General features: G+C 58.0%; 23 protein-coding genes. 4 read left to right on the forward strand and 19 right to left on the reverse strand.

The genetic code is table 11. The features are described from left to right. Nucleotides 1-70: 70 nt before the first annotated feature. From AC2D8U_RS07480 to AC2D8U_RS07545, 14 genes are all read right to left on the reverse strand, one after another. Nucleotides 71-1,930 carry a diguanylate cyclase gene (locus AC2D8U_RS07480; protein WP_484618983.1) on the reverse strand — a complete coding sequence of 620 codons (1,860 nt, stop codon included), beginning with the start codon at nt 1,928-1,930 and terminating at the stop codon, nt 71-73. Nucleotides 1,931-2,065: 135 nt separating this feature from the next. Next, nucleotides 2,066-3,274, reverse strand: coding sequence for a flagellar hook-associated protein FlgL (gene flgL, locus AC2D8U_RS07485; RefSeq protein ID WP_484618439.1), 1,209 nt, complete (start codon nt 3,272-3,274; stop codon nt 2,066-2,068). Nucleotides 3,275-3,284: 10 nt separating this feature from the next. Then, the gene (gene flgK / locus AC2D8U_RS07490; RefSeq protein ID WP_484618440.1) at nt 3,285-5,189 is read right to left on the reverse strand and encodes a flagellar hook-associated protein FlgK; all 1,905 of its coding nucleotides are present in this window, start codon (nt 5,187-5,189) and stop codon (nt 3,285-3,287) included. Between the two features lie 11 nt (nt 5,190-5,200). After that, nucleotides 5,201-6,139, reverse strand: coding sequence for a flagellar assembly peptidoglycan hydrolase FlgJ (flgJ, locus tag AC2D8U_RS07495; RefSeq protein ID WP_484618441.1), 939 nt, complete (start codon nt 6,137-6,139; stop codon nt 5,201-5,203). Beyond that, nucleotides 6,139-7,236: a flagellar basal body P-ring protein FlgI gene (locus AC2D8U_RS07500; protein WP_484618984.1), complete on the reverse strand. Its 1,098-nt coding sequence runs from the start codon at nt 7,234-7,236 to the stop codon at nt 6,139-6,141. The genes flgJ and AC2D8U_RS07500 overlap by 1 nt, the downstream gene beginning before the upstream one ends. A 13-nt stretch (nt 7,237-7,249) precedes the next feature. Continuing rightward, complete coding sequence (flgH, locus tag AC2D8U_RS07505) at nt 7,250-7,942, reverse strand: flagellar basal body L-ring protein FlgH (protein WP_484618442.1); 693 nt, start codon at nt 7,940-7,942, stop codon at nt 7,250-7,252. A gap of 12 nt (nt 7,943-7,954) precedes the next feature. Then, on the reverse strand, nt 7,955-8,743 hold the full coding sequence (flgG, locus tag AC2D8U_RS07510) for a flagellar basal-body rod protein FlgG (RefSeq protein WP_484618443.1): 789 nt from the start codon (nt 8,741-8,743) through the stop codon (nt 7,955-7,957). A gap of 16 nt (nt 8,744-8,759) precedes the next feature. Beyond that, nucleotides 8,760-9,500, reverse strand: coding sequence for a flagellar basal body rod protein FlgF (locus tag AC2D8U_RS07515; RefSeq protein ID WP_484618444.1), 741 nt, complete (start codon nt 9,498-9,500; stop codon nt 8,760-8,762). A gap of 562 nt (nt 9,501-10,062) precedes the next feature. Beyond that, a complete protein-coding gene (gene flgE, locus AC2D8U_RS07520; protein WP_484618445.1) occupies nt 10,063-11,460 on the reverse strand; it encodes a flagellar hook protein FlgE in 1,398 nt (465 codons plus the stop codon). Between the two features lie 12 nt (nt 11,461-11,472). Then, complete coding sequence (locus tag AC2D8U_RS07525; protein WP_484618446.1) at nt 11,473-12,156, reverse strand: flagellar hook assembly protein FlgD; 684 nt, start codon at nt 12,154-12,156, stop codon at nt 11,473-11,475. 10 nt (nt 12,157-12,166) lie between these two features. Continuing rightward, nucleotides 12,167-12,586: a flagellar basal body rod protein FlgC gene (flgC, locus tag AC2D8U_RS07530; protein ID WP_484618447.1), complete on the reverse strand. Its 420-nt coding sequence runs from the start codon at nt 12,584-12,586 to the stop codon at nt 12,167-12,169. 2 nt (nt 12,587-12,588) lie between these two features. Continuing rightward, a complete protein-coding gene (flgB, locus tag AC2D8U_RS07535; RefSeq protein WP_484618448.1) occupies nt 12,589-12,984 on the reverse strand; it encodes a flagellar basal body rod protein FlgB in 396 nt (131 codons plus the stop codon). 119 nt (nt 12,985-13,103) lie between these two features. Continuing rightward, complete coding sequence (locus AC2D8U_RS07540) at nt 13,104-13,934, reverse strand: CheR family methyltransferase (RefSeq protein WP_484618449.1); 831 nt, start codon at nt 13,932-13,934, stop codon at nt 13,104-13,106. 3 nt (nt 13,935-13,937) lie between these two features. Next, nucleotides 13,938-14,870, reverse strand: coding sequence for a chemotaxis protein CheV (locus AC2D8U_RS07545; RefSeq protein WP_484618450.1), 933 nt, complete (start codon nt 14,868-14,870; stop codon nt 13,938-13,940). A 136-nt stretch (nt 14,871-15,006) separates the two neighbouring features. Here AC2D8U_RS07545 and flgA point away from each other — a divergent pair, with 136 nt between their 5' ends. From flgA to flgN, 3 genes are all read left to right on the forward strand, one after another. Continuing rightward, nucleotides 15,007-15,708, forward strand: coding sequence for a flagellar basal body P-ring formation chaperone FlgA (gene flgA / locus AC2D8U_RS07550; protein ID WP_484618451.1), 702 nt, complete (start codon nt 15,007-15,009; stop codon nt 15,706-15,708). A 93-nt stretch (nt 15,709-15,801) separates the two neighbouring features. Continuing rightward, the gene (gene flgM, locus AC2D8U_RS07555; protein ID WP_484618452.1) at nt 15,802-16,119 is read left to right on the forward strand and encodes a flagellar biosynthesis anti-sigma factor FlgM; all 318 of its coding nucleotides are present in this window, start codon (nt 15,802-15,804) and stop codon (nt 16,117-16,119) included. 7 nt (nt 16,120-16,126) lie between these two features. Beyond that, the gene (flgN, locus tag AC2D8U_RS07560; RefSeq protein WP_484618453.1) at nt 16,127-16,561 is read left to right on the forward strand and encodes a flagellar export chaperone FlgN; all 435 of its coding nucleotides are present in this window, start codon (nt 16,127-16,129) and stop codon (nt 16,559-16,561) included. Nucleotides 16,562-16,621: 60 nt separating this feature from the next. Here the strand turns inward: flgN and AC2D8U_RS07565 are convergent, their stop codons facing one another. The 5 genes from AC2D8U_RS07565 to AC2D8U_RS07585 form a co-directional block, all read right to left on the reverse strand. Beyond that, a complete protein-coding gene (locus tag AC2D8U_RS07565; RefSeq protein ID WP_484618454.1) occupies nt 16,622-16,822 on the reverse strand; it encodes a hypothetical protein in 201 nt (66 codons plus the stop codon). A gap of 858 nt (nt 16,823-17,680) precedes the next feature. Further along, a complete protein-coding gene (ptsG, locus tag AC2D8U_RS07570; RefSeq protein WP_484618455.1) occupies nt 17,681-19,375 on the reverse strand; it encodes a PTS glucose transporter subunit IIBC in 1,695 nt (564 codons plus the stop codon). A gap of 25 nt (nt 19,376-19,400) precedes the next feature. After that, the gene (gene ptsP / locus AC2D8U_RS07575) at nt 19,401-21,995 is read right to left on the reverse strand and encodes a phosphoenolpyruvate--protein phosphotransferase (RefSeq protein WP_484618456.1); all 2,595 of its coding nucleotides are present in this window, start codon (nt 21,993-21,995) and stop codon (nt 19,401-19,403) included. Nucleotides 21,996-22,805: 810 nt separating this feature from the next. Further along, entirely contained in the window at nt 22,806-23,261 is a 456-nt protein-coding gene (locus tag AC2D8U_RS07580; RefSeq protein ID WP_484618457.1) for an LPP20 family lipoprotein, read from the reverse strand. Continuing rightward, on the reverse strand, nt 23,258-23,887 hold the full coding sequence (locus tag AC2D8U_RS07585) for a FlgO family outer membrane protein (RefSeq protein ID WP_484618458.1): 630 nt from the start codon (nt 23,885-23,887) through the stop codon (nt 23,258-23,260). The genes AC2D8U_RS07580 and AC2D8U_RS07585 overlap by 4 nt, the downstream gene beginning before the upstream one ends. Before the next feature lie 171 nt (nt 23,888-24,058). On the opposite strand from AC2D8U_RS07585, the gene AC2D8U_RS07590 reads away from it, so the two are divergent. Then, nucleotides 24,059-25,189, forward strand: a complete 1,131-nt coding sequence (locus tag AC2D8U_RS07590; RefSeq protein ID WP_484618459.1) for a flagellar assembly protein T N-terminal domain-containing protein — start codon at nt 24,059-24,061, stop codon at nt 25,187-25,189. The last annotated feature ends 54 nt before the right edge of the window (nt 25,190-25,243 follow it).

The raw sequence follows: 25,243 nt of genomic DNA on the forward strand, positions 1-25,243 counted from the left end.
GTATTCCAATTCAAATAAAACGTCACAGCTTACTCAAAGCCGCTACCACATCCCATTAGACCACTGAAATTTATTGATCTGTTTGGCTTTCTTCCCGCTCATCGTCTCGCATATCAGGCAATGCCTGGCGTGCAAGCGCCTTGGTACGCTGCTTATGTTCATACATGCGCTGATCGGCCTGCGCCACCACCGTATCGCAATCGGCCTGCGCTTGGCTGATCTCCGCGACTCCCCAGGACAGGTGAAGCTTCCTCCCATCCAGCCGTTCCCCTTCCAGGGGCACACCGGGATCGAGGAAGTTGCTGCACAACTGCCTGGCCTGATCGAGTTTGCAATCAACCAGGAGCAAAATAAACTCATCCCCTCCGTAGCGTCCCACCAGATCCGTCGCTCGCATCCGCAACGAGAGAAAACGGGACACCGTCAGCAAGACCTGATCACCAGCCTGGTGTCCCAAGGTATCGTTGATCTTCTTAAAGTCGTTGAGATCGATAAACACCACGCAGGCATGCAGGGCCTGCCGATGACAGCGTAGACACTCGCGCCGCAACTCCATCAGCAGGGCATGACGATTGAGCACCCCGGTCAGGGGATCTTGGCGAGAAAACAGCGACAGCTCACTGAACGCCCTATCCAGGCCGTCAAAGGAATCACTCAACTCATCATGGGAGACCACCTCCTGGGTCACATCCTGGGTGATCCCCACCAGAAAGCCGAGGCGCCCATCCTCGTTCCGGATCCCCTGGCCCCGATCCCGAATATGGCGGACCGTACCATCTTCCCGACAGATCCGATAACAGAGATCCCAGCCCAGTTCCCGAGAACGCTGCCAATGCCTTGCGACCCGATCCCTGTCATCCGGATGAATCAGTTCAAAGAAACTTTTAGGATCTTCATAGAGGCTGGCACGACTGCGGCCAAACAGACGCTCAAAGCCCGCATTCACATAATGCAACTTAGAAAGGTCCGCCGAGCCGATCCAGGCAACGACCTGTTCGGACCAGGACTCGACCATCACCCGGAAGCGATGTTCCGATAACCGGCTCCGTTGCAACGACTCCCTTTGGGCCGTCACATCCTGCAAGGTAATAAAGAAATAGTCTGGGTTCCCCGGCACCAGGGTTACCGTCAGTTGCCCCCAGATCAGATGCCCCTGCTTGTGGCGATAACGCAGCTCTGAGGTGTAATGCCGACGACGGCCGGACAGCAAAATGCCAAAATCCCGTAGATCCCGCTCTCGGTCCGCCTCCAGCGTCACACCGTGTAACCCCAGAGCAAGCAACTCTCCCTGTGCATATCCCAGCATCGCCACCAGGCTGGCATTCACCTGAATAAACTGTCCAGCCAGGCTCATATGGGCCATGCCCATCGGGCACAGGGCAATGCTATCCCCATACCGATGACCCAGGGCTCCTGCGGGGAACGTTCCGCCAGCGGGGGACCAAACATTCAATACGAGCAACGCCAAGGGAGAACTCTCTTCGAGCCTTTGTATCGACAGCAGACAGTGCTGTTGTGCTTGTCCCTCGCTGCCAAGTGCCAACCACAACTGAGCCTTTGCCTGGCCCTCAGGGTGGAAGAGCCGTTCAAGGGCCTGATGAAAGTCTTCCCGGGCATCCTGTGGCAGACAGGTATCGATGGAGTCTGCCAACGCTGGGGGCCTGTCCAACAGGCTCTGAACCGCTTCATTACAGGCCACCACTGTGCCTAGCGGATCCACCACCAGTGTCGGCTCAGACAAAGCGCTCACGGTCGCACGCCAGCGCGAGGCCGTCCCCTTGACCTGCCGCACACGGCGTTCATGCCACAGCGCAAGCAGCACAGCTACGACAGCGACATAAACGGTCAGCAAAAAGGGATCGGGCCACCACTGCAGCAACACCAGGTAACCAGAACAAGCCAGAAATGAAGAAAACAGGAGTCGCGTCATCCTGGACACGCTAAGCCTCCATGAAGGTTTTTTGTTCATTTGTTCAGTAAAGTGAGCTTAGGACAATTCGACGCACTCAACACATTCCTTCATGAAAACAAAAACGGCCCCTTGCGGGACCGTTTTGGCGTCGGCTCAAATGTAATTGAACAAGGTCATGCCATTAAGCTTACCGAAAGTTTGCGTCACCGAGTTAAGGGCCAGGGTCTGGCGTTCAAACTCGGTAATGGCCGCCGCATAATCCAAGTCTTCCAGTGTCGCCTTCGCGCCTGAAGTCACCAACTCCATATCCTGATGCTGCTCCAGGAAGGTATCCAGACCGCGCAAGGTGTTACCGGTTTCCGCCCGGATCACCGAGGCATGGCCCTGGTTGACCGTGATATCTGCGATCAACTGTGCATACTCCGCCTGAGCCACGTTGCTGTCGATCCCGGCCGGATCCTCCAGCAACTCCGCCGTACGTTTCATGGTATCGAAGATCGAACGGTCCGATTGCTGATCGATGGGGATCTGATCGCCTATCTCTGGCTCCCCCGTTAACTGGATCGCCATCCCGTTAAACTGCAGCGGTTGGGAGGCATCAAACGGCTGGGGTGGCAGGAGCACCGTACCACCGCCATCGGTCACGGTAACATTGATGTTCCCCGCCCCATCATCAACAAACTGAATCTCCATGGGACCGGCCACATGGGTCGCCGGATCGGTGATCCGGGCCGACTCCACAAAGGTATAACCCGTCATGGTGGCGTTAGCATAATCCGCCTGGTAATCCCCACTGGCGGTGGGCGATTGCATAAACAGGCGATCACCACTCTCACTGACATTCACCGTCACCCCGTCGGCTATGGTCGCACTGCGACGACCGCCATCCCCCATGTACACCACATCCCCATTGGCATCGAACACAAAGGGCTTGGTATCGGTCTGGTATCCGGCAAACAGGTAATTGCCGTTCTCATCCTGGTTATTGGCCAGGGCCAGCATGGCCGTCATCTGCTCACGAATATCCAGGGCCAGAGCCTTGCGATCATCCGGCCCCAGGGCACCATCATTGCCCTGCAGCATCTTGTCCCGGGTGGTCAGCAGTTGCTTTTCATACTCGTTGAGCCGGGTTTCCTGCTGGGTCAGCCGATTATTGGCCAGGTTGATATTGGCCTTGTACTGATTGAGCTGCAATTGCTGCTGGCCCAGATTTTCGATCATGATCGCCCCGACCGGATCGTCCTTGGCCGTATTCACCCGCTTTCCGCTGGAAAGCTGGATCAGGGTCTGATTACTGTCCGATTGAAGCCCGGTGATGTTACGCGCGTTAAGGTTATAAAACTGGCTGGTTGAGATCCGCATCATTCACTCCTTAACGTACCGAGTTAAACAGGGTATCGAAGGTTTCCTTCGCCACCGTCATGATCCGTGCCGACGCCTGGTAAGCCTGCTGGAAGCGCATCAGATCGGCCGCTTCCTCATCCAGGTTCACACCGGATTCCGCCTCAACCCGGGTCTGGGCCTGGCCCTTCACCGCTTCCGCCGAGATCAACGCCGTTTCCGCCGCCCGGGCCTTGCCGCCCACCGTCGTGGTGATGTTCTGATAGACATCCACCAGGGTCATGTCACCACCATGGGCCAGCTTGCTGGTCGCCAGCTTGGCCATGGCAACGGCATTGCCGTTATCACCCGGGCCAAAAGAGAGATCCATCTGAAACTGATCGCCACTGGCCGTATTGCCATCGACCTCAAGCACGAAACCCAGGGTCGCGATCTGGTTGCCGTTCATGCTCCCGCTGCTGATCTGAGTGCCACTGCTGTTGTGCACGGCAAAGGTGCCCAAGGCCGGATCAGCGGTAATGGTAAGCACTTCACCGTTCGCCGGAAAAGCCGGATCGGTCCGGTCGAACGAGACCAGGCTGGCCTCACCGGCACCGCTTAAGGTCGACAAGCCATATCCGGCGGCCGCCATGTCTCGGGGATCGGTCAACTGGTTCTTGATGCCATTGCTGGCCCCGGCAGTAGGCGTTAACTGCCACTTGTCACCGGCGACGGCAGTGCGAGCCGGATCGATCTGAATGCTGAACCCCTCGGCACCGATCAGGCGATTGGGATCCTGGGGATCGGCCACCAGGGCTACCGAGCTACCATACTGATCGGTTAGCTGATAGTTACTGCCATCAAACCCCAGGGAATAGGTCCCGCCGGTCAGTTGCACCGCATCGTCGATCTGCACCCCCAGCACCATGTTACCGGCGTTATCGGCATACTGGGCCGAACGGCCGAACATCAAACTCGGATCATTAATGTCGGTAAACAGGTTTTGGCCCTGCTCACCGTCCAGATCCAGCCCCTGCTGTTGCGCCTGATTGAACGCGCTGCTGATCCCAAGGGCCATCAAGTCCATCTGGTCCCGAGCCGTCGACAGCTCCTGATCCCGGTAATCAAACAGCGCCTGCAACTGGCCGCCCACCTCGTTATTGCGCAGGATCACCGTCTGATTGCCCGTGGTGGCGGTCAATCGGGTTTCGTGGGGGATAGGATCACCGGATGTGGTGCCCAACTCCACCGCCATCTCACCAGAAACCAGCATCATGGAGCCGCCGGCCATCACGCTGCGCACCCCATTGGGCTGATCGATGGTGCTGATCTGAACATACTCGGACAGCTCCATCAGCAGGCGGTCCTGTTGATCCAGCAACTGCAGATCCTGACCAGCCACCTTTTGCAACTCGCCATTGATGGAAGCCAGTTCGGCGGTGATGGCATTGACATGCTCCACCACCCCGCCGATCTGCTCATTTTGCAGTCGAACCTGCTGGTTCAGCTCCTGGCTCATGGTATTGAACGCGGTCGCCAGCTGGCTGGCCGAAGTCAGCAGATTTTCCCGTACCGCCAGATCCGTTGGCATGTCGGCCAGGTTATTAACGTTTTCAAACAGGGTATTGAGGGAGTTGGGGATCGACTTACCGACCACAGAGAAGATCTGATCCAGCTCCGACATCCTGGCATAGTGAGTAGATGCCTGGCTCTGGTTACTGGTCGCCAGGCTCAGCTCTTTCTGCGCATATTCGTTGTAGACCCGCTTGATATCGGCGACATAAGTGCCGCTGCCGACAAAAGTGTTGCCCAGCTTCTGAGACTCCAGCGTACGCTGTTCCACCACCTGCCGACTGTAACCGTCGGTCCCCACATTGGCGATGTTATTACTGGTCACTCCCAGGCGCTGCTGTGCGGCCATAATGCCCGAGCGGGCGATACTCATCATGTCTGCCATGGTTTACGTCCTTAGTCGGCCTGTTTCAACAGGCTCTGGAACAGCGTCAAAATCTTATTGGCGTAGTTGGGATCCGTGGCATAACCGGCCCGCTGCAAGCCATGAATGAAGCCATCGGGATCCTTTGCCGCCACCGCCTCTCGGTAACGGGGCTGGCGCAAAAAATTCACGTAATCGTCAAAGCTGGCCTTGAGATCGTCATAGACTCGGAAGGCACTTCGGCGCATCACCGGCAGTTCATCTTCAAACTCCAGTGCATTGATGGAGGTTTTCCCACCATCCCAACGGTTATCGGCCTTGATGTTGAAAAGATTATGGCTACTTTGCCCGTCCGGCCCCGGCAGGATCTTCTTGCCCCAGCCGGTTTCCAGTGCCGCCTGGGCAATCAACAGCATGGGATCTTGCCCCAGGGCACTGGCCGCCTCCTTGGCCTGGGGCAATAGCTGGGCCACAAACTCCGCCGGGGACTCGAAACCGCCCGCAGGGACCGTCGGCGGCTCAGGATTGATGGCCGCCTGCAGGGGCGGCATGACAGACTCTGCCGGTTCGATCGACTCAGGAGCCGACTCCCGGGGTTGCACCAGCGCCACCGGGGCAATCGGCTCCGGCGTCCGCAGGGCCGATGCGGGCAGGACAGACGCATCCCCACCAAGCTGAGCCACGATCAGATCCGCCAGCCCCAGACTCCCTTCCGAGGCCAGGGCCGTTGCCATCTGACTGTCGTGCATCTGCTCATAAAACTTGGTGGTATCACTGGAGAAGGGGCTGTCGCTGTCTTCAAAGGCCGCGTTGGCTTCCCGCATACTTTTGAGCATCATCCCCATGAAGATCCCTTCAAACTGCAGGGCCACCTCACGCAAGCTGGCATCGGGATCGCTCTGGGCCTGCTGTCGCAGGTTATCCAGGCTAGCCAGATCCAGGTAGTGACTGCTTTGCTTCAGGCTGTCCATCAGATGATCACCAGCTCGCCCCGCAGGGCGCCGGCCTGGGACAGGGCCTCCAGGATCGCCATCAGATCCGACGGCGCCGCGCCCACCTCGTTCACCGCCCGGACCAGCTCATCCAGGGAGGTCCCCGCATCGAACTTGAACATGCGGCTGTTATCTTGGATCACCCCGATCTCGGACTCCGGCGTCACCACCGTCTGGCCACCGCCAAAGGCGTTGGGCTGGGACACGTTGAAGTTCTCATTGATGGTCACGGTCAAGCCGCCGTGGGTGATGGCGGTGGGCATCAGGCGCACATCCTTGCCCACGACAATGGTGCCGGTGCGGCTGTTGACGATCACTCGGGCCGACTCATCCGCCGGTTCCACCTGCAGATTCTCCAACGTCGCCAGGTAGGAAACCCGCTGAGAGGGATCCCTTGGGGCCGAGACCTGGATGGAAGTCGCATCCATGGCCCGGGCGACCCCAGGCCCCAGCAGGCCGTTGATGGTTTCCACCACCCGCTTGGCAGTGGAAAAATCCGGCCGGTGCAGGTTAAAGGTAAGAAAATCCCCGGAGGCAAAGGGCGTCGGGACACTGCGCTCGACGATGGCACCCGCAGGAATACGCCCTACTGTGGGGGTATTCTGCATCACCTTGGAGCCATCGGCGCCCTCGGCGGAAAAACCGGAGACGATCAGGCTACCCTGGGCAATGGCGTACACCTTGCCATCCGCCCCCTTCAGGAAGGTCTGCAACAAAGTGCCCCCCCGCAGGCTCTTGGCACTGCCGACCGAGGAGACGGTGATGTCAATCTGCTGACCGGGTTTCACAAACGGCGGAAGGTCTGCATGCACCGCCACCGCCGCCACGTTTTTCAACTTGGGCCGGGCATTGGCGGGCAGGTTGATACCAAAATTGGACAGCATGGTGGCAAAGCTCTGCTCTGTGTAGCGGCTCTGCTCGCCGGTACCGGGCAGACCCACCACCAGTCCATAGCCCACCAGTTGGTTGCTCCGTACCCCTTGCAAGTCTGTGATGTCCTTCAGACGCATCGCCTGCGCCGCCAAGGGGAGCAGAGACAAGAGCAGTACGCTCGCTAAAACACGGCAAAATTGCATCATGACGTTCTCCTTAGAAGGGCCACAGGGGGCCGGAGAAGAAGCGGGCCAGCCAGCCGGTTTTCTGTGAATCGGCAAAGGTGCCGGTGCCGCTGTACTGGATACGGGCATTGGCCACCCGGGTGCTGGCGATGGTGTTATCCGGGCTGATATCCCGAGGACGAATAATGCCGGTGATACGAATAAACTCGTCGCCATCATTGATGGTGATCCACTTCTCTCCCCGGATCACCAGATTGCCGTTACTGAGCACCTGCAACACGTTCACCGAGATCGCTCCGGCCAAACTGTTGGACTGATCGGCCCCGGCCTCACGGCTCATGTCATACTTTTCGTTGTAGGAGAGATCCAGTGGGTTGCCGCCGATGGTGACATCGCCGCCCAGACCCGAGATGGGGTCCAGCGACATGTTGTTATTCTTGCTGATCTCGGCAGAAGCGGATTTCTTCGCCTTGGTCTGCTCCGCCAGCATCACGGTGATCACATCACCAACCCGGTGCGCCTTGATGTCGGAATACAGCTCGTTGGTATAGGCATCCTGATAGATGGAGCCCGTGGTCACCACCTGGCTCATGGGCAGGTCGGGGTAGACAGGCGCATAGTAGGGATCGTCCGGCAGCGGCGCATTGGGGTGAGTACAGCCCACCAGGGTGAACGCGGCCAACAAGGCCATCAGCCCCCGTGCGTGCATCTGTATCCGTTTCATCCTAATGCTCCGTTACAGCTGCTGGTTGAGGTTGGCCAGCATCTGGTCCACGGTGGAGATCACCTTGGAGTTCATTTCGTAGATCCGCTGACTCTCAATCATGTTGACCAGCTCCTCGGTGACGTTGACGTTGGAGGTCTCCAGCGCCCCCTGACGGATGCTGCCCAGGCCATCGAGGCCCGGCACGCCCTGGATCGGTGCACCACTGGCGCCAGTCTCCAGGTAGAGGTTCTGACCGATGGGCTCAAGGCCGGTGGGATTGACGAAATTGCTCACCTCGATCTGGCCGATCACCTGATTCTCCGCCTGGCCCGGTACCCGTACCGACACCTCACCTTCACCGGACACGGTCACCGTCTGGGCATCTTCCGGCAACTGGATCCCCGGATTGAGCAGGTAGCCGGCGCCGGGCGTGACCATCTCGCCTTCGTCGTTAACGGTAAACTGGCCATTACGTGAATAGGCGATGGTGCCGTCAGGCAGCTGAATTTCGAAAAAGCCCGGGCCCTCGATCATCAGATCCAGGCTGTTGTCCGTGGTCAGCATGTTGCCCTGGCTGAAGATCCGCTGGGTGGCCGCCACCTTGGTCCCCGCCCCCAGGGTCAGACCCGCAGGCAACTCTGAGTTCGCAGAGCTGATCCCCCCCGCCTGGTTGATGGTCTGGTAAAGCAGATCTTCAAACACCGCCCGACTCTTCTTAAAGCCAACGGTACTGGCATTGGCCAGGTTGTTGGAGATATTGGCGATGTCCGTCTGCTGGGCATCCAGCCCGGTTTTACTGATCCAAAGTGCCGGTTGCATACTCTTATCTCCTTGCTTACACGCGCATCAGCTGCGCATGTGCTTTGTCATTCTCTTCGGCGGTCTTCATCATCTTGACCGCCATATCAAACTGGCGCTGGGCATTGATCATCCCCACCAGCTCGCCCACCGGGTTCACGTTGCTGCCTTCCAACGCGCCCGATTGCAGTGCAGCTTCCACCGCCGCCTCATAGGGTTGTCCATCCATGCGGCGCACCAGGCCATCCTCCCCTTTCACCAGGGTATTGATGGGCGGATTGGTCAGGCGGATCTGGCCGATCTGCTCCATGGCGTTGGCCGGAGCCCCCTGGGGGCGAACGGAAATGGTGCCATCCTGGGCCACCTCGACTTTTTCAATGGGCAGGGGAGCAAAGATCGGCCCGGCATCGCCCAGAACCGGCAAGCCACGGCCATCAAGCAGCATGCCCAGATCATCGAAACGCAGGCTGCCGCTGCGGCTGAGGGCCTCTTCACCCTGTTTGTCCTGCACCAGAAACCACCCCTGATTCTTGATGGCCACATCCAGGTTGCGCCCCGTGGTCTTGAGCACACCGGGATCAAAATCCGTGGCAGGACGCTCGGTCATGGCAAACACCCGGGTCGGCATCCCTTCCCCATAGGCCTGCATCGAACGGGCCTGCTGCATGTCCGCCTTGAAACCATCGCTCTTGGCGTTGGCCAGGTTGTTGGCGTGCACGGCCAGGGCGTTCATATTCTGCTTGGCGCCACTGGCGGCCAGATAGAGGTAATTATCCACGTCGCTTTCCTGTCCCGGGATCCGGCAATCGGTCCGTCTTGTCGGTCACTGCTGACCCTTTCTGGATAAAGAGTCAGCAAATACTATGCCATTAGGCAAAGTGCGGATTTTATGGGATTTTTCTAAAGAACTGAACGACTTTGGGCGTCACGACACGGCAACGAGGGAAATGAATTGCCGGGGGCGGCAAAGGGGCAGGGACAAGCAGAAAACAGGACAAGCAGAAAACAGGGACAAGCAGAAAACAGGGACAAGCAGAAAACAGGGACAAGCAGAAAACAGGGACAAGCAGAAAACAGGGACAAGCAGAAAACAGGGACAAGCAGAAAACAGGGACAAGCAGGACACAGGACAAGCAGTTCTTCCTGCACTCGGTCAGCGAAGCGTCCTCAATAGGTGCTGGTGTTAGAACCTGAAACCTGGAACCTTGGTCCCAAGCACCCAGATCCCCAAACCTGGGAACACTCACCCTTCATCGGGTGTCGCACAACTCGGAACGATGATTTTGTACCCGGGCTCTTCGCAGAGAGCCCGGGTGATTCGCTAGTCGCTAACCCCGCGATCAGCGGATCTGCAGGATGTTCTGAGACAACTGGTTGGAGACATCCAGGGCCCGGGAGTTGGCCTGGAAGTTACGCTGGGCCGAGATCAGATCAACCAGCTCATTGGTCAAATCGACGTTGGACTGTTCCAGGGCCGCCGAGCGGATGGAGCCAAATGCGCCGATATTGGCTTCGCCCACCAGGGGCTCGCCCGAGCTCTGACTCTGCTTCCAGGAGGTGTTGCCGATCTGAGACAACCCCTGCTCATTGGCAAAGCGAGCCAGGGCCACCTTGCCCAGAGCCTGTTGGGTGCCATTGGAGTAGGTGGCGTTGATCAGGCCTTCGGCGGTCACTTCCACATTGGTCAGGCGACCGACCGTGGTGCCATCCTGATTCAGCTGGGTGACCTCGAACGGCGCGGCATACTGAGTCGGATTGAGGAAATTCAGGGTCAGGCGCTGAGTGCCGTCGGTGCCCGGGCCGATGACGTTGGCACCAGCCCCACCGGTCGGATCGGCCTGGCCCAAAGCCTGAGTTTCCACCACGGCTGGGTTGGTCCCCAGGAAGCTGCCCACATCATCGAAACTCAGGACAAAACCGGTCTGGCCGCTGGCGCCGGTGGCCGTTTGTGGCGTGTCGCCCACTCCATCCCCCGTCGTGTCCTGCATCCAGGTCGTCGTCAGTGGGCCACCATTGGTGGTATCCCAGATATCCACGGGCTGGTTGTCCACCGTGGTAAAGGCAAGCCACTGACTGTTGTTGTCCAGTGCGCCACCGGTTGGCTTGACGAAGTAGGTGGTTTGAATGTGTGGCTCACCCAGGGAGTCGTAGATGGTCACGGACGTGGAGGTGGTGTAGGTGCTGGGATCGGCCGGATCAAACAGTGCCGGATTGAGCTCCGCTTCCGCCACGGGCAGGTTCATGGACATGTCGATGGAACTGGTCGCCCTTGGCTGGCCGGCCGTCTGTGGGATCTGCACCGGATTGGTGGTGGACAGAGACACGGACTGCACCGTGCCATCACTGTTCACCGGCAGTGACATCAGGTAGTTGCCCTGGGAATCAACGATAAAGTTACTGTCATTCAGGCCAAAGGCCCCGGCCCGGGTGTAGTTGTAATCCTGGCCGCCAAACTCGGAGTTGGTAACGAAGAAACCGGCGCCGTTGATCGCCAGATCCAACGCATTATTGGTGAAGTTCAGCGCTCCCTGGTGAAACTGCTGGGCGATATTGGCCGTGGCCACACCCGAGCCTGTGGTGGTCTGGGTGTTAGTGAACAAAGAGTTATTGTACACATCGGCGAACTCGGCGCGGGACTCCTTAAAGCCGATGGTGTTGACGTTCGCGATATTATTGGACGTGGTGTCCAGATCTTTCTGAGCCGCGTTAATCCCGCTCAATGCGATATTAAATGACATGCTGGTTTCCTCTTATCCTTGTGCGACGGCCAACACATCACCCAGGGTGATCCCGCCAAGACCTTTCAAATTCAATACAGTTTCGTAATCCGCGCCGCCTAAGGTGACGCTGGACACATGGGCATAGGCGTACACGCCCAGCTCTTCGGTTTGACCATTGACCATGCCGCTAGCGGCAAAATTGTAGGTGCCCGGTGGCAAAGGGTTGCCATTGCTGTCGGTACCATCCCAGCTAAAATCGACATTGCCACTGCCATTGCTGGGCACCTGGAGGGTGCGTACCACCTGACCCGTACCGTCCTCGACGCGAACCAGCACACTCTGGCTGCCCTGAGGAACGCTGATCACTCCAGAGACCGGCTCGCCCGTTTCCGCCAGGTAGCCCGCACTGGAAGGCAACAGCACCTTCTGCCCCACCAATCCAGACGCTTCCAACGCCTGGTTGGAGGTCATCATGGTGTTGAGACTCTTGATCTCCTCATTGAGGCTATTGATCCCGTCAACGGTGGCGAACGATGACATCTGGGAGATCATTTGATCATTGTCCACCGGCTCGAAGGGGTCCTGCATCGACAACTGCTGCGACAGCAGGGAGAAAAAATCTTCCTGTGTCAGCGCCTGGTTAGGGTTGGCTTCCGGTGTTTTCTCCTGTTGCCACTTGATGGAGTCGAGAAAGCCGTTATTGATGGTGCTCATCTATCGCTCCTTAGCCCTTACCCAGGCGCAGGGTCTGCTGAGCCAGCTCTTTGGCGGCACTCGCCAGCTGGACATTAGCCTGATAACTGCGTGTGGCGGAGATCATATTGGCCATCTCCTCCACCACGTTCACGTTCGGTTTGTAGATATAACCGTCGCCGTCCGCCAAGGGATGGTTGGGGTTGAATTCGCGCATCATCGGCTTGTCGCTCTCGACGATCCCGGCGATCCGTACCGGCACGCTCTGGGACTGACTGCTACTGGCCTGGTTAAGCGCCGCTTCGAAGATAGGCTGACGAGCCTTGTAAGTGTCATCAGCACTGGAACTGACGGTGTTGGCATTGGCCATGTTCGAAGCCGTTACGTTCAGTCGGGTTGACTGGGCACTCATGCCCGAGCCCGCTACATCAAATATATTAAACAGGCTCATAGTCAGTCTCCTCGAATGGCCTTTTTCATGCCGGCAAACTTGCTGCCAAGAAACTCCAGGCTCATCTGGTACTCCAGGGCATTTTGCGCGAAGGCATTTCGCTCGATCTGCAGATCGACCGTATTGCCGTCCCCCGTATCCGGATGCATAGGTACCCGGTACTTGGCGGCGGGCTGGGGATCCAGGCTGACGGCAAAGTGCTTATCATGACTGCGGCTCAGATTAAACGACTGCTGACTTTTCGCCCCGCTCAGGGCCTGTTCAAAATCCAGCTCCCGGGCCTTGTAGCCCGGGGTGTCCGCGTTGGCGATGTTACTCGACAACAGCTCCGCCCGCTCGGCACGAACGCCCAAGGTATGCTGGTGAATGCCCAGTGCTTTATCAAAAGAGATTGCCAAACCCTTACCTCCCAAAACCGGCTCGTCGGCCCTTGCCGCCTCGTCGTCTATGCCCAGGAAAAGCAAAAGGCGTGCCAATGGCACGCCTTTTTCTTGAGTACTGGGGAGCAGGAAGCCGATCAACGCCGCCGGTAGAGGATCCCCGCCGGATGACGCTCCATCTCAAACCCATCACACAGGTTTGCCATGGACTCGGATGCCCCCAAGATCAGGTATCCCCCCGGGTTCAGGGCGGCAGCAAATTGCCGCAGGATCTGGCGTTTACTCTCTGTGCTGAAATAGATCAGGACATTACGACAAAAGATCAGATCAAACTTGCCGAGCAAAACATAGGATTCCAACAAATTAGCTCGGCGAAAAGTTACGGCGTTGCGGATCTCAGGTTTAAGCCGGGCCGCTCCACGCTCCAGGGGCTCAAAGAACTGACGTTTACGCTCCTCGGTGAGGCCGCGGGCCATCGCCAGGGCATCATACTCCCCCTTCTGGGCCTGGCTGAGGATCTGGTTATCGATGTCCGTGGCCAGGATCTCCGCCCCCTGCAACAGCCTGCCGGGGTTCCTCAAGCGAAACTCCTGCAGTGCCATCGCCAGAGAGTAGGGCTCCTGGCCGGAGGAGCAAGCGGCAGACCAGATCCGAAGGCGCCGCCCCTGTTTGCAGAGCTCAGGAAGCACCACATCCTTGAGCAGCTCAAAGGGGTAACCATCACGAAACCAGAAGGTCTCGTTGGTGGTCATCGCCTCGATCACATCGTTCTTAAGCTGATGCTGGCCCATCTGCATCGCCGAATGCACCAGACCAGCCAGGGTGCTGTGCTCATACTGATCCATGAGCGGAGCCAAACGGCTGCGCACCAGATACTGCTTGTTATCCCCCAGCACGATACCGCTATGGGACTGCAGAAAATCGGCGAATGCCTGGTATTCGCTGTTGGCTAACGTCTTTGTCGGCAAGCCTTACACCTCAACTTCGGCCAGGTAACGATTCACCGATGCGGCCAAATCATCGGGATTAAACTTGGCAATAAACTGGTCGGCACCCACCTTATCCACCATCGCCTGGTTGAACACTCCGGACAAAGAGGTGTGCAGCACCACGCGCAGTGAACGCAACTTGGGATTGGCTCGGATCTCGGCGGTCAGGGTATAGCCATCCATCTCCGGCATCTCAATATCAGAGATCACCAGATGCATCAGCTCACTGATATCACCCTCACATTGAGCCGAGAGTTCGCGCAATTTTTGCAGAGCCTCCAGGCCATCTTTGGCCAGGATGATATCCAATCCAAGCGGAGCCAATGCCCGCTGCACCTGCTTGCGTGCCACGGCGGAATCATCGGCGACCAGAATGGTACGACGCTTCTCCGACACGGGTCTCATCTGCTGAGCCACCTCGGCACTAAGCTCTGTGTTGGCCGGATTGATCTCGTCGAGGATCTTCTCCACATCGAGGATCTCCACCAGTTGGTTATCCAGTTCGGTCACCGCGGTAAGGTAGTTGCTGCGGCCACTGCCCTGAGGTGGTGGCATCACCTTTTCCCAATTCAGATTAACAATGCGATCCACCCCGGCAACCAGGAATCCCTGCACCTTGCGGTTGTACTCGGTGATAATGATAAAGCTGTCTTCGGTCTGCTCCATGGCCGGCCCACCGATGGCTGCCGACAGGTCGATCACCGAAATGGTCTGTCCCCGTATATGTGCCACCCCTCGGATCACCTTGCTCTGGTGAGGCATGACGGTGAGCTTCGGGCATTGCAATACCTCGCGCACCTTAAAGACGTTAATGCCGTAACGCTGACGGCCACGCAGGCGGAACAGCAAGAGTTCCAGACGGTTCTGACCAACCAACTGGGTGCGCTGGTTAACGGAGTCGAGGATACTAGCCATGAAGTCGGTGTCCTTATCGAACAAAGTAGGTATATCATTTCAGCCCCAACAAGGCGGGGCAATATTCTGGTTATAATGCAGCGGCGTTTTAGCAGTTTCCCTGATCAGGTTCAAGTTAAGTCAAAACGGCCCTACCATGAAATTAAACTTTAGCAAGATTGTCGTTCTATTCATCACTTTACCCTGGATTTTTTCCGCCTGGGCAGAAGCTGACAACACATCATTGCAGGAGATCCAGCAGACCGCTGAAGAGTATGTTGCCGCCTTTACTGACTTTCCGACACAAGCCCAAGTCGACATAAACGCCAAAGAACTGGATAAGCGCCTTAACTTTGCCCGATGCGATCTTCCCCTGATCGCCAGTGCACCGGGCAACAGTGGCTCAGGTCGTTACACCACGGTCAAAGTCGCCTGTCCGACCCCGGGCGGCTGGTCTGTCTACGTACCGGTCCACACTCGGATCCGCTATCCCGTAGTGGTCGCCACCGCCGCCCTCGCCGCCGAAACCGTACTGGAGAGTCAGTTGCTGCGAGTGGAGTTTGTCGATGCTCAATCCTTGCGCGGCAATCACTTCACCGATCCATCCGAAATCGCTGGGTCTCGCCTGATCCGCAGGATCGGCGCCAACCAGGCCATTCGTCAAAACAGCATTTGCCAGGTCTGTCGTGGCGATCTGGTCACCATTTTGGCCCGCACCGGCAGCATGGAACTGAAAACCTCTGGCGAGGCCATCGGTAACGGCAACGTTGGTGACACAATCCGGGTGAAAAACAGCCGTTCCGAGCGTATCATTGAGGCCCTTATCGTCGCCGTCGGCACCGTCGAAGTCCGACTGTAAGCATTTGGCTGCATTTATTTCTAAAGAAATTGCTCCCCGAGACGATAAACCCAGTATAGAGATGTACACAGTTAGCAAACGGAGCCAACAATCATGGCTATCGATCTGAACAAACTGGTTGGCGGCTCGCCCCGTCCACTGACCCCAAACACTCCGGCTCAGGGCAAACCTGCCCAGCAAGCCGAAGCGGCACCACGCCACAGCCAAGGAGATGAGGTCAAGCTGACCGAACAGGCCCAGCAACTGACCCGTGCCGAGGCGGGGTTGGCCAATGCCACAGGCATCGATCAGGCCAAAGTCGACGCCGTTCGTGCGGCGATCGCCGAAGGTCGCTACCATGTCGATCCGGAGAAACTGGCCGACAACATCGCCCGCTTTGAAAGCGAGCTCGATGGACTGCACGAGCACTAACCACTCTATGAACCGTCCTGCTATTGCCGATCTGCTTTCCCAGCAGCTGCTCCGACTGGAGCAGCTGCTGGTGCTTTTACAGGAAGAAACCCAAGCCCTGGTGGACCGCGATGTTGAGCAGATAGAAGCCCTGCTCAAGCGCAAGCTGGCCATGCTTGATGAAATTGCCCTGTCGGATAAAAACCTGGCCCGGCACCCCGATCTCGAGCAGCTCAACGCCGATCCCCAGCTCAAAGAGCAGGCCCAACAGGGCAAGGCCTTGCTGGCCGAGTGTCAGCAACGCAACGGCCACAATCAGCAACAAGCGGAGCTGGCCTCCGCCAGCCTTGCCCGGCTGCAGCAGGTGCTGCAAGGCACAACCCGCCACGCCAAGTCGATGACCTATGATGGCGACGGTCAAACTCACGTCGGCCAGCGCCTGGGCAAATCCATCAAGGCCTGAGTCTCCCCATCACGCCAAAGGCCCCGCATTGCGGGGCCTTTGTCATCTAAAGCCAGATCATCACGGCTGACTGGCCTGCCGGGCACTGCGCCGAACCTCCTGGGCATCGAGCCTGCGGTTGATCCGTTCATGGTTACGCTTGATCTCAAGCTGCTCCTTTTCATACTGGCGCAACTCCTGCCGCGTCATCGTGCTGGGATCGGGTTGGCTCACGCACCCGGCCAGCAGCACCATCAAACCCAAGATCCAAAATCGAAACATGGCATTGCTCCTGAGACCTTCTGTCTTGTTTTTTAGCTTACTACAGGGTTGGTGAAAATATCGCCCACGGCATAAAGAAGGGAGAATTCGAGCCACCAGCTCAGCGTTGCATAACCCCCTTGTTTTAATCCGGCCACTTGTCTCCCGTCGGTTGAGTTGAGCCCAAGCGAAGCTCAACACCGCCCAAATCATATCCGGTGAAAGCCCAAATCATATCCGGTGAAAACGTTGAGCCTCGCTCCGCTCGACGTCAACCTACGCCGGGGCAACCGGGAAGCCGAGGAAATCACGAAAACCGTAGGTTGAGTTGAGCCTAAGCGAAGCTCAACACCGCCCAAATCATATCCGGTGACAGCCCAAATCATATCCGGTGAAAACGTTGAGCCTCGCTCCGCTCGACGTCAACCTACGCCGGGGCAACCGGGAAGCCGGGAAAATCACGAAAACCGTAGGTTGAGTTGAGCCTAAGCGAAGCTCAACACCGCCCAAATCATATCCGGTGAAAGCCCAAATCATATCCGGTGACAGCCCAAATCATATCCGGTGAAAGCCCAAATCATATCCGGTGAAAGCCCAAATCATATCCGGTGAAAGCCCAAATCATATCCGGTGAAAGCCCAAATCATATCCGGTGAAAACGTTGAGCCTCGCTCCGCTCGACGTCAACCTACGCCGGGGCAACCGGGAAGTGAAAACGTTGAGCCTCGCTCCGCTCGACGTCAACCTACGCCGGGGCAACCGGGAAGCCCTAGGTTACACCCGATCACTTTCCCCCTGGGCACGCAAACAAAAACCCCCGAGGTCTTCCGACCACGGGGGTTTTTAACAATTAAATCAGGGGCCTATTGGGCCACCGTGTTAAGCGACTTTGGCTTCCAGAGCCTTACTCAGGCCTGCGGTGTTCTCAACGAACAGCAGGTGGGCCACGGAGCCGCTCATCACGACGACGTGCTGAACACCAGCCGCTACCAGAGCGTCTTTATTCAGAGCCGCAGTGTCGGCCAGCTCAACGCGCAGACGGTTGTCGGCGATGGCTTTGACGGACTTCAGACCGGCCAGCTCGGCAGACAGGGCGTTAGCCTTGGCTTTGTCTTCGGCAGAGGCTTCAACCACAGCTTCAACAGCAGCGGCAACCGGGGCAGCCGCAGTGTAGCCACCGGATTTCAGCATCTCTTCCATCTCGGTCTTGGTGATCTCGGCAGTGGTGCCAACAATCGCCTGGATGGCGTTGCCGGAGACGATCACACCGGAGGCGCCCAGTTGCTTCAGGCGAGCCTGGTCAACCTTGGCCGCGTCGACCACGGTCATACGCAGACGGGTGATACAGGAGTCCACGTTGGCCAGGTTTTCTGGGCCACCGAAGGCCTCAATGAAGTTACGAGCACGCTCGGTGCCTTCACCGGCATTAACTTCTTCGATCTCGTCATCGCCGCGCCCCGGAGTTTTCAGATCCAGTGCCTTAATCACTACGCGGAACACGGTGTAGTAGATGGCGGCGTAAGCCAGACCAATTACTACCATCAGCGGCATCTTCTGAGCATTCGGGCTAAGAACGATAAAGTCGATCAGACCGTGGGAGAAGGTAGTACCGTGAGCAATCTCAAGGCTGTTGGAGACCACGTAAGCGGAGCCAGCCAGCAGGGCGTGGATCACGTACAGTACCGGCGCCACGAACATGAAGGCAAATTCCAGCGGCTCGGTGATACCGGTCAGGAAAGAGGTCAGGGCGGCAGACACCATCAGGGAGCCCACTTTCGCCTTGTTCTCAGGCTTGGCACTGTGCCAGATGGCAAAGGCCGCGGCCGGCAGACCGAACATCTTGAAGAAGTAGCCACCCGCCAGCTGACCGGCAGTTGGATCACCTTGAGCAAAGCGACCCAGTACACCGCGAACCACTTCACCGTTGGCCAGCTCATAGGAGCCCACCTCGAAGAAGAACGGAGCATTCCACACGTGGTGCAGACCGAACGGGATCAGGGAGCGCTCAATCACACCGTACAGGCCGAAGGCCAGAGTCGGGTTCTGGTAGGCCGCCCAATGGGAGAAGGTGTCGATGGCCCAACCAATTGGCATCCAGGCCACGGTCAGGATCGCACCAACCGCAATGGCAACAAAACCAGTGATGATCGGCACGGCACGCTTACCAGCGAAGAAACCCAGGTACTGGGGCAGCTCCAGCTTAAAGAAGCGGTTGAAGGCCCAGGCTGCGATACCACCGGCAATGATGCCACCCAAAACACCGACATCGGTGCCCGGTGCCAACAGGGTGATGGTCTTGATCATGATGGCATAACCCACCAGAGCCGCAACCGCTGCCACACCATCGTTCTTGGTAAAGCCCAGGGCTACACCCATGGCGAACAGCAGACCCATGTTGCTAAATACAGCACCACCGGCCGCTTCGAGCAGTTGGGAAACAATCTCAGGCAGGAAGCTGAAGTTGGCGGCACCAATACCCAGCATGATACCCGCTACCGGCAGTACAGATACCGGCAGCATCAGCGCTTTACCGACCTTCTGCAGGGTCGCAAATGCGTTACTAAAAATACTCATTGTTTTATTTGTCCGTCACTCTGGCTTAAGCGCTTTGGGATTGAGCTTCATGGCCGGCGTGGAACTCACGCATCAGCTCACGAACCTGCTTGGCATCGGCACAGGCCATGGCTTTGGCAGCCAGTTCCTGACACTGTTCTTTGCTCAGGCTGCGAACCTGATGCTTCACTTCCGGGATAACCGGAACGGAGCAGGACAGCTCTTCCACGCCCAGACCGATCAGCAGCGGCACGGCATCTTTCTCGCCCGCCAGGCCACCACACACGCCGGTCCACTTGCCTGCGGCACGGGCGGCGTCGGCGGTCATCTTCACCAGACGCAGAACCGCAGGGTGCAGGCCGTCGGCGATGCCAGCCAGTTTCGGGTGACCACGGTCAATCGCCAGGGTGTACTGGGTCAGATCGTTGGTACCGATGGAGAAGAAGTCCACGTGCGGGGCCAGAATATCGGCCATCACGGCGGCAGACGGTACTTCGATCATGATCCCCACCTCGATGGTGCTCATGTCGATCCCCAGTTTGGCCGCTTCTTCCGCCAGGATCTCTTTGGCCAGCGTCAGTTCGAACAGGCTGGAGATCATTGGGAACATGATGCGCAGACGACCGGCTTCGGCAGCCTTGAGCAGGGAGCGCAACTGCTGACGCAGTACGGCAGGCTTATCCAGACCCACACGGATACCACGCTCGCCCAGGAAGGGGTTTTCCTCTTCCGGCAGTGGCAGGTACGGCAGTGGCTTATCGCCACCCACGTCCAGGGTACGGACGATCAGCGGACGGTCACCCAGAGTGGTCAGTACCTCACGTACGGCCTGCTCCTGCTCGGCTTCAGTTGGGAAGACGGCAGAAGTCTCGTACAGGAACTCGGAGCGCAGCAGGCCAACGGCGTCGCCGCCCTTCTCAACCAGTTTTGGCGCATCGGAGACCTTGGCGATGTTGCCAGCCACTTCGATGTGTACACCGTCAGTGGTGTGAGCATGCTCATCCTTCGCAGCGTTGGCAGCGGCTTTCACCTCGGCCTGACGCTGCTGCTGCAGAGCCAGCTCGGCCAGCTCGGCTTCGCATGGGTTGAGCATGATGTGGCCCTTGGAGGTATCCATCAGCGCGGCGGTGCCGTGCAGTTTGAGGATACGCTCTTCCACACCGGCCATGGCAGCGATGCCCATGGCACGCGCCAGGATGGCGCTGTGGCTGGAGGAACCACCCAGCACGGTGGCGATGGCCAGTACGCGCTGAGGATCCAGGTTGGCGGTGTCGGACGGAGTCAGATCTTTGGCCACCAGGATGGTGTTTTCAGGCAGATCGGCAGGAATGGTTTCCTGAGACAGACCGGCCAGGATGCGGGACACACGGCCACCCACATCACGCAGGTCGGCAGCACGACCGGCCAGCAGGGCGTTGTCCATACCCGCCAGGAACTCGGCCTGCTTGTCGATGGCAGCGCCCCAGGCGAAGCCCGCGGACTTACCATTGGCAATGGCGGCAGCAGCGTGATCGTACACGTCTGGATCTTCCAGCAGCTCCTGGTGAGCGACGAAGATATCGGCCTTCTGACCCATGCCCTTCTCGCGCAGCTCGGCAACGAAGGCTTCCAGAGTCTGCTTAGCTTCGGCAACGGCCTTATCCAGGGCAGCTTTCTCTTCAGATACGCCCGCGCCCTGCTCGGACGCTTGCGGCAGCTCGCACTCGATGACGTACAGAGTACCCTTCGCCTGACCGGCAGAAGCCTCAACACCCAGTACCTTGTTCTCGTCGCTGGACTTCTCGATCAGCAGGGACTCTTCCGCGTAGATATCGAAATCGCTCTTAGGGGCGGCTTTCTTTTCGACTACGGCGTTCGGATCAGCACCCTCTTCACCCAGGCCGGCTTTCAGGCCTTCTACCAGAGCAGCGATGGCCGCGTCGGCATCATCACCATGGGCCAGAACTTTAACGTCATCGCCGAAACCGATGTTCAGACCCATCAGGGCGACAACGGAGCGTGCGTTTACCTGCTTGCCGTCTTTCTCCAGCATCATGGTGCTGTTGAACTGCTTGGCAATGGCGACAATGGCGGCGGAAGGACGAGCGTGAATACCGGTCGGGTTGATCACGGTCACCGGCTCGGAAGCTTGCATCTCGGAAGCATCAACCGCAGCGGCGGTATCGGCCCTCAGCTCGGCTTCAAACAGGAAGTCACCGGCTTGAACGAAGGTTTCCTCGGTGGTCTTCAAAGAAGCGATGCGATCCTGATCGGTCAGCAGGATAACGGTACGCATGGACTTAACGCCCTGAGCAACCGGATCCATGTCCACTTCAACCAGAGGGGTGTTAGCAGTCACCTTCTGGCCAGCCTCAACCAGGGCTTTGAAGCCTTCACCGCGCAGCTTCACTGTGTCCACACCGATGTGGATCAGCAACTCAACACCGGCTTCGGTGGTCAGGGTTACCGCGTGGCGGGATGGGTGGATCTGGGTAACGGTGGCGTCGCAAGGCGCAACCAGCACGTTCTCAGTCGGGTCAACGGCGAAACCGTCACCCACCATCTTCTGAGCAAAGGCCGGATCCGGCACATGCTCTAGAGGACAGGCGATACCGGTAAACGGCGATAGCAGTCGGATCACTGCCGGTTTATCTACGGTCATGGGTACTAAGTCCTTAGTTTTTGAAATCGGTCGAGGCATGTTCGATTTTTCACCTGTCTTACGTCGTGGCAACTCGGGATCGCCGAGGTCTGCCTAGGCCAACAAATGACCATTTCGGGGTCGACAGCAGGGACGCCTACTTATGGTTGCCACACTAACTGAAGGCGAATTTTTTTCAGTGATTTAGGCAACACTTATCGCACTGACTTTCGGTTTTATTACATAAAATCCATATCGGTACGTTTCAAATTTTCACAGCAACAAGCAAAGAGCCGTCTGGCTCGGGCGGCGATTTTATCCTCCCATCCCCCGCCAGGCGCGCACTTCATTCGAAAAGTTTGAACCAGGCCAAAACAAAGTCACAAAGCATGAGTCCAAACTCAAATCGAACTTCTGTGATATTTTGCCCCTTCTGTAGTTTAATTACTACAAAGCAAGGTTCGGTAAAGACTGTTTCACAAGCAGTTTTACTCATACCCGGCCCGGTGCGGCCCTTTGCGTACGGAAAAAGGTAATGTGTTCTCAATCACAGTCCATGGCCTTTACGCGATCTTTACGCAGCCTTGCATTCGACTCATGTCCGAGTCGGAAAATACTCCCTCCCACAGTAAACCTTTTGCTTAAAACGACATCTTGCTTGGTCTTACCCGCGGACGCCTCGTCATCTGACGCTAGGACAAGCTTGTAACCCTCTCCGGTCTCAGCGTTCACTCCCTCTTCCCCCCTTGCTCCAGCAGCAAAAACAACAAAGGCGGCCCAGAGGCCGCCTTTGATCATCCGTTCATCGTTTGCCGGTATGCCACCGGTACGTCAGTAGTAGGTCACCTGACGGATCCGCTGCTTTGGTCGCTGCTGATAGAGTTGCCATACGGTACGGAAGTCCAGCTCCATCTCGGTGACATAACTGTCACCCACGGGATAGCTGCGCACCACCCGGGCACCTCGGATCACGCCATCAACCTGAGTACGGAACTGATCATCCAACAAAACCGCCTCCTCGACCTGGCTCTGCCCCTGGATCCGCTGACCGTAGATCTGCTCCGCCAGCTCACGATAGGCATCCAGCTTTGCCGCCCGCATCGCCCGGCGCATCTTCTCCTCATCGGTGCTGCCCAACTGAGTCGATAAAGGGGCTATCCCGGTGGCCGTTAGCAGAGGAAAGCTCTCGGGCTCAATGGTTTCATACTCCACATGACGATCCAGGGCACAACCGGCCAGCAATGCGCACCAGCCCAGGGCCAGCAGGCTTTGTATCAGCGACTTCATCTGCTCTCCTCCCACTCAATCACAGTGCCATCGGTGCGACTGGCATGACGGTATAGGCGGCCCTGCTCCATGCTCACCTGTCCCGAGGGCTGGAAAAATGCCGGTAATACCTGCCAGGGAATGCTGCTCTGGCTCGCCGCCATCACCCGGTTATTGGCAACACTGAGGATCCGGCTGTGGATCTGCACCCCTTCCCGGCTCCGCGCCACGGTGGCCACCATCACCTCATCCACGGCCATCTTGGCCGACAGCTTGGCCACATCACGGGACAGCAATAAATTGCCCTGCTCACCGATCCGTACCCGATCCGAGCCGTTGAGATCCACCAGGCTCATGCCCTGCTGGTGCAACGCCGTCACCAGCGCCTCACCCAACTGCATGGCAAAGACACTGCTGCGCTCATACTGATCCAGCATCACCGGCGTGGTCACCGCCAGAACAGGTTTACTGTCCAGACCGTTATGATGACGCAGCAGATCGGCGGCAATCCGCCCAGCCAGCTCATTGATCGCCCCGGTAGGCGGCAAAGGTTTGCCGTCATCCCCAAAGCCGTAATACGGTTGCTCATCACTCGTGGGAGCGCAGGCAGTCAACAAACCCGCCAACAATATCGCGATCCAACGCATGGTCGCCCCTCTATTTAGTCAGTTCGCCCTATTGTCCTTTGCTATCGGCGTGAAAACCATAACCTTTAGGCACACTGCTTGCTTATAATCCCCAAATCGTCCCAGAATCATCAACCGGATCCCATCTGATGAACCGATCCGGTTACCATGTCGTCAATGAAGGTCACCAAGATGCCGCACACCCTATCCCGCTCCCTGCTTGCCGCGCTGCTGTGCCTCTCCTTTACCCTGCACGGCATGCCCATAGAGATCAGCGGTGAAGCCCCGGTGATCAACAACAACGAAGAGGATGCTCGCCAGCGGGCTATTGATCGGGCACTGAGCCAAGCCGTGATGAGTCAGGGCGGGTTGGTGGACTTTACTCAGCAAAGTCAGAATGGCGTACTCGAACAGGAGCAGATGAGCTGGCAGAGTCAAAGCCAGGTGCGCTCCATGGAGTTGTTGTCGGAACAGCGTCGTGGCGATATGTATACCGTGCACCTGCTGGTCGAGCTGGAGCCCATCCTCAATAGCGGCTGCCAGGGCCTGGTGGGCCGGGCGGCCATTTCCATTCCCCGCGCTCAGGTGCGCTACCGGGAACAACTGGTACCTGGCGGCCTATATGAACTGGACGCCGCCCTCAGCCGCCTGCTCACCAATGTGATCAGCGGCGAAGCCCGTAACGCCTTTGCGCGTGCCCGAGACGATCTGCGCCTCGATCTACTCTCTCCCAACCCCGATTGGATCGTCAACCTGGGGGAGCAGGACCGCAGTCAATATGTGCTCAACGTGATCCTCGACGACATCAGTATCGACCGGCCCGACAAGCTGTTGGGCCTGTTCGAGCGCGACGCCACCCGCACCATCGCCATCGAAGGCCGACTCTATGACGCCTTCAGTGGGGAAAAGATCTGGCAGCAACGCTACCGCAGCGCCGCCGGCTGGCCCTATCAACGCCAGGAGATCGCCGACACCGCCACCGAGCGCTTCTGGAGCAGTGACTTCGGCGCCGAGTTACGCCGCCTGAGCCTGGATCTCGTGGCCGATGTCGATCGCCTGCTCGCCTGCCAGCCCCTGCAGGGGCGCATCGTCTCCCTCAATCAGGACAGTGCCATCATCGATCTGGGACTGCGCAACGGCGTCCGTCCCGGCGACCGACTGCAGCTGGTGCAACAATATACCCAGGCCAACCAGTCCTGGGGCCAGGACAGCGGGATCAGCCTGATCCTGGAGCAGGTCCGTCCCGACTCGGCCCGAGCACGGATCGAAGGTCGCGGTGCTGAATTTGGCGTACAGATCGGTGACTGGGTACAACGCCAGTAACCCAGCCAAGAGCGTCCCCCAGCCTCCCCTTAAAGGCACAGCAGCTATACTCGA

The sequence above is a fragment of the Ferrimonas sp. YIN67 genome, assembly GCF_057219095.1.

What these genes read in the sequence shown, in the direction of transcription:
- flgJ (WP_484618441.1), bottom strand. Translation starts at nt 6,139, where the DNA reads ATGGACAGCCTGAAGCAAAGCAGTCACTACCTGGATCTGGCTAGCCTG.
- AC2D8U_RS07480 (WP_484618983.1), bottom strand. Translation starts at nt 1,930, where the DNA reads ATGACGCGACTCCTGTTTTCTTCATTTCTGGCTTGTTCTGGTTACCTG.
- flgG (WP_484618443.1), bottom strand. Translation starts at nt 8,743, where the DNA reads ATGCAACCGGCACTTTGGATCAGTAAAACCGGGCTGGATGCCCAGCAG.
- ptsP (WP_484618456.1), bottom strand. Translation starts at nt 21,995, where the DNA reads ATGACCGTAGATAAACCGGCAGTGATCCGACTGCTATCGCCGTTTACC.
- flgN (WP_484618453.1), top strand. Translation starts at nt 16,127, where the DNA reads ATGAACCGTCCTGCTATTGCCGATCTGCTTTCCCAGCAGCTGCTCCGA.
- AC2D8U_RS07580 (WP_484618457.1), bottom strand. Translation starts at nt 23,261, where the DNA reads ATGAAGTCGCTGATACAAAGCCTGCTGGCCCTGGGCTGGTGCGCATTG.
- flgL (WP_484618439.1), bottom strand. Translation starts at nt 3,274, where the DNA reads ATGCGGATCTCAACCAGCCAGTTTTATAACCTTAACGCGCGTAACATC.
- AC2D8U_RS07525 (WP_484618446.1), bottom strand. Translation starts at nt 12,156, where the DNA reads ATGAGCACCATCAATAACGGCTTTCTCGACTCCATCAAGTGGCAACAG.
- AC2D8U_RS07565 (WP_484618454.1), bottom strand. Translation starts at nt 16,822, where the DNA reads ATGTTTCGATTTTGGATCTTGGGTTTGATGGTGCTGCTGGCCGGGTGC.
- AC2D8U_RS07585 (WP_484618458.1), bottom strand. Translation starts at nt 23,887, where the DNA reads ATGCGTTGGATCGCGATATTGTTGGCGGGTTTGTTGACTGCCTGCGCT.
- flgH (WP_484618442.1), bottom strand. Translation starts at nt 7,942, where the DNA reads ATGAAACGGATACAGATGCACGCACGGGGGCTGATGGCCTTGTTGGCC.
- flgM (WP_484618452.1), top strand. Translation starts at nt 15,802, where the DNA reads ATGGCTATCGATCTGAACAAACTGGTTGGCGGCTCGCCCCGTCCACTG.
- AC2D8U_RS07545 (WP_484618450.1), bottom strand. Translation starts at nt 14,870, where the DNA reads ATGGCTAGTATCCTCGACTCCGTTAACCAGCGCACCCAGTTGGTTGGT.
- ptsG (WP_484618455.1), bottom strand. Translation starts at nt 19,375, where the DNA reads ATGAGTATTTTTAGTAACGCATTTGCGACCCTGCAGAAGGTCGGTAAA.
- flgC (WP_484618447.1), bottom strand. Translation starts at nt 12,586, where the DNA reads ATGAGCCTGTTTAATATATTTGATGTAGCGGGCTCGGGCATGAGTGCC.
- AC2D8U_RS07590 (WP_484618459.1), top strand. Translation starts at nt 24,059, where the DNA reads ATGCCGCACACCCTATCCCGCTCCCTGCTTGCCGCGCTGCTGTGCCTC.
- flgK (WP_484618440.1), bottom strand. Translation starts at nt 5,189, where the DNA reads ATGGCAGACATGATGAGTATCGCCCGCTCGGGCATTATGGCCGCACAG.
- flgE (WP_484618445.1), bottom strand. Translation starts at nt 11,460, where the DNA reads ATGTCATTTAATATCGCATTGAGCGGGATTAACGCGGCTCAGAAAGAT.
- AC2D8U_RS07500 (WP_484618984.1), bottom strand. Translation starts at nt 7,236, where the DNA reads ATGCAATTTTGCCGTGTTTTAGCGAGCGTACTGCTCTTGTCTCTGCTC.
- flgA (WP_484618451.1), top strand. Translation starts at nt 15,007, where the DNA reads ATGAAATTAAACTTTAGCAAGATTGTCGTTCTATTCATCACTTTACCC.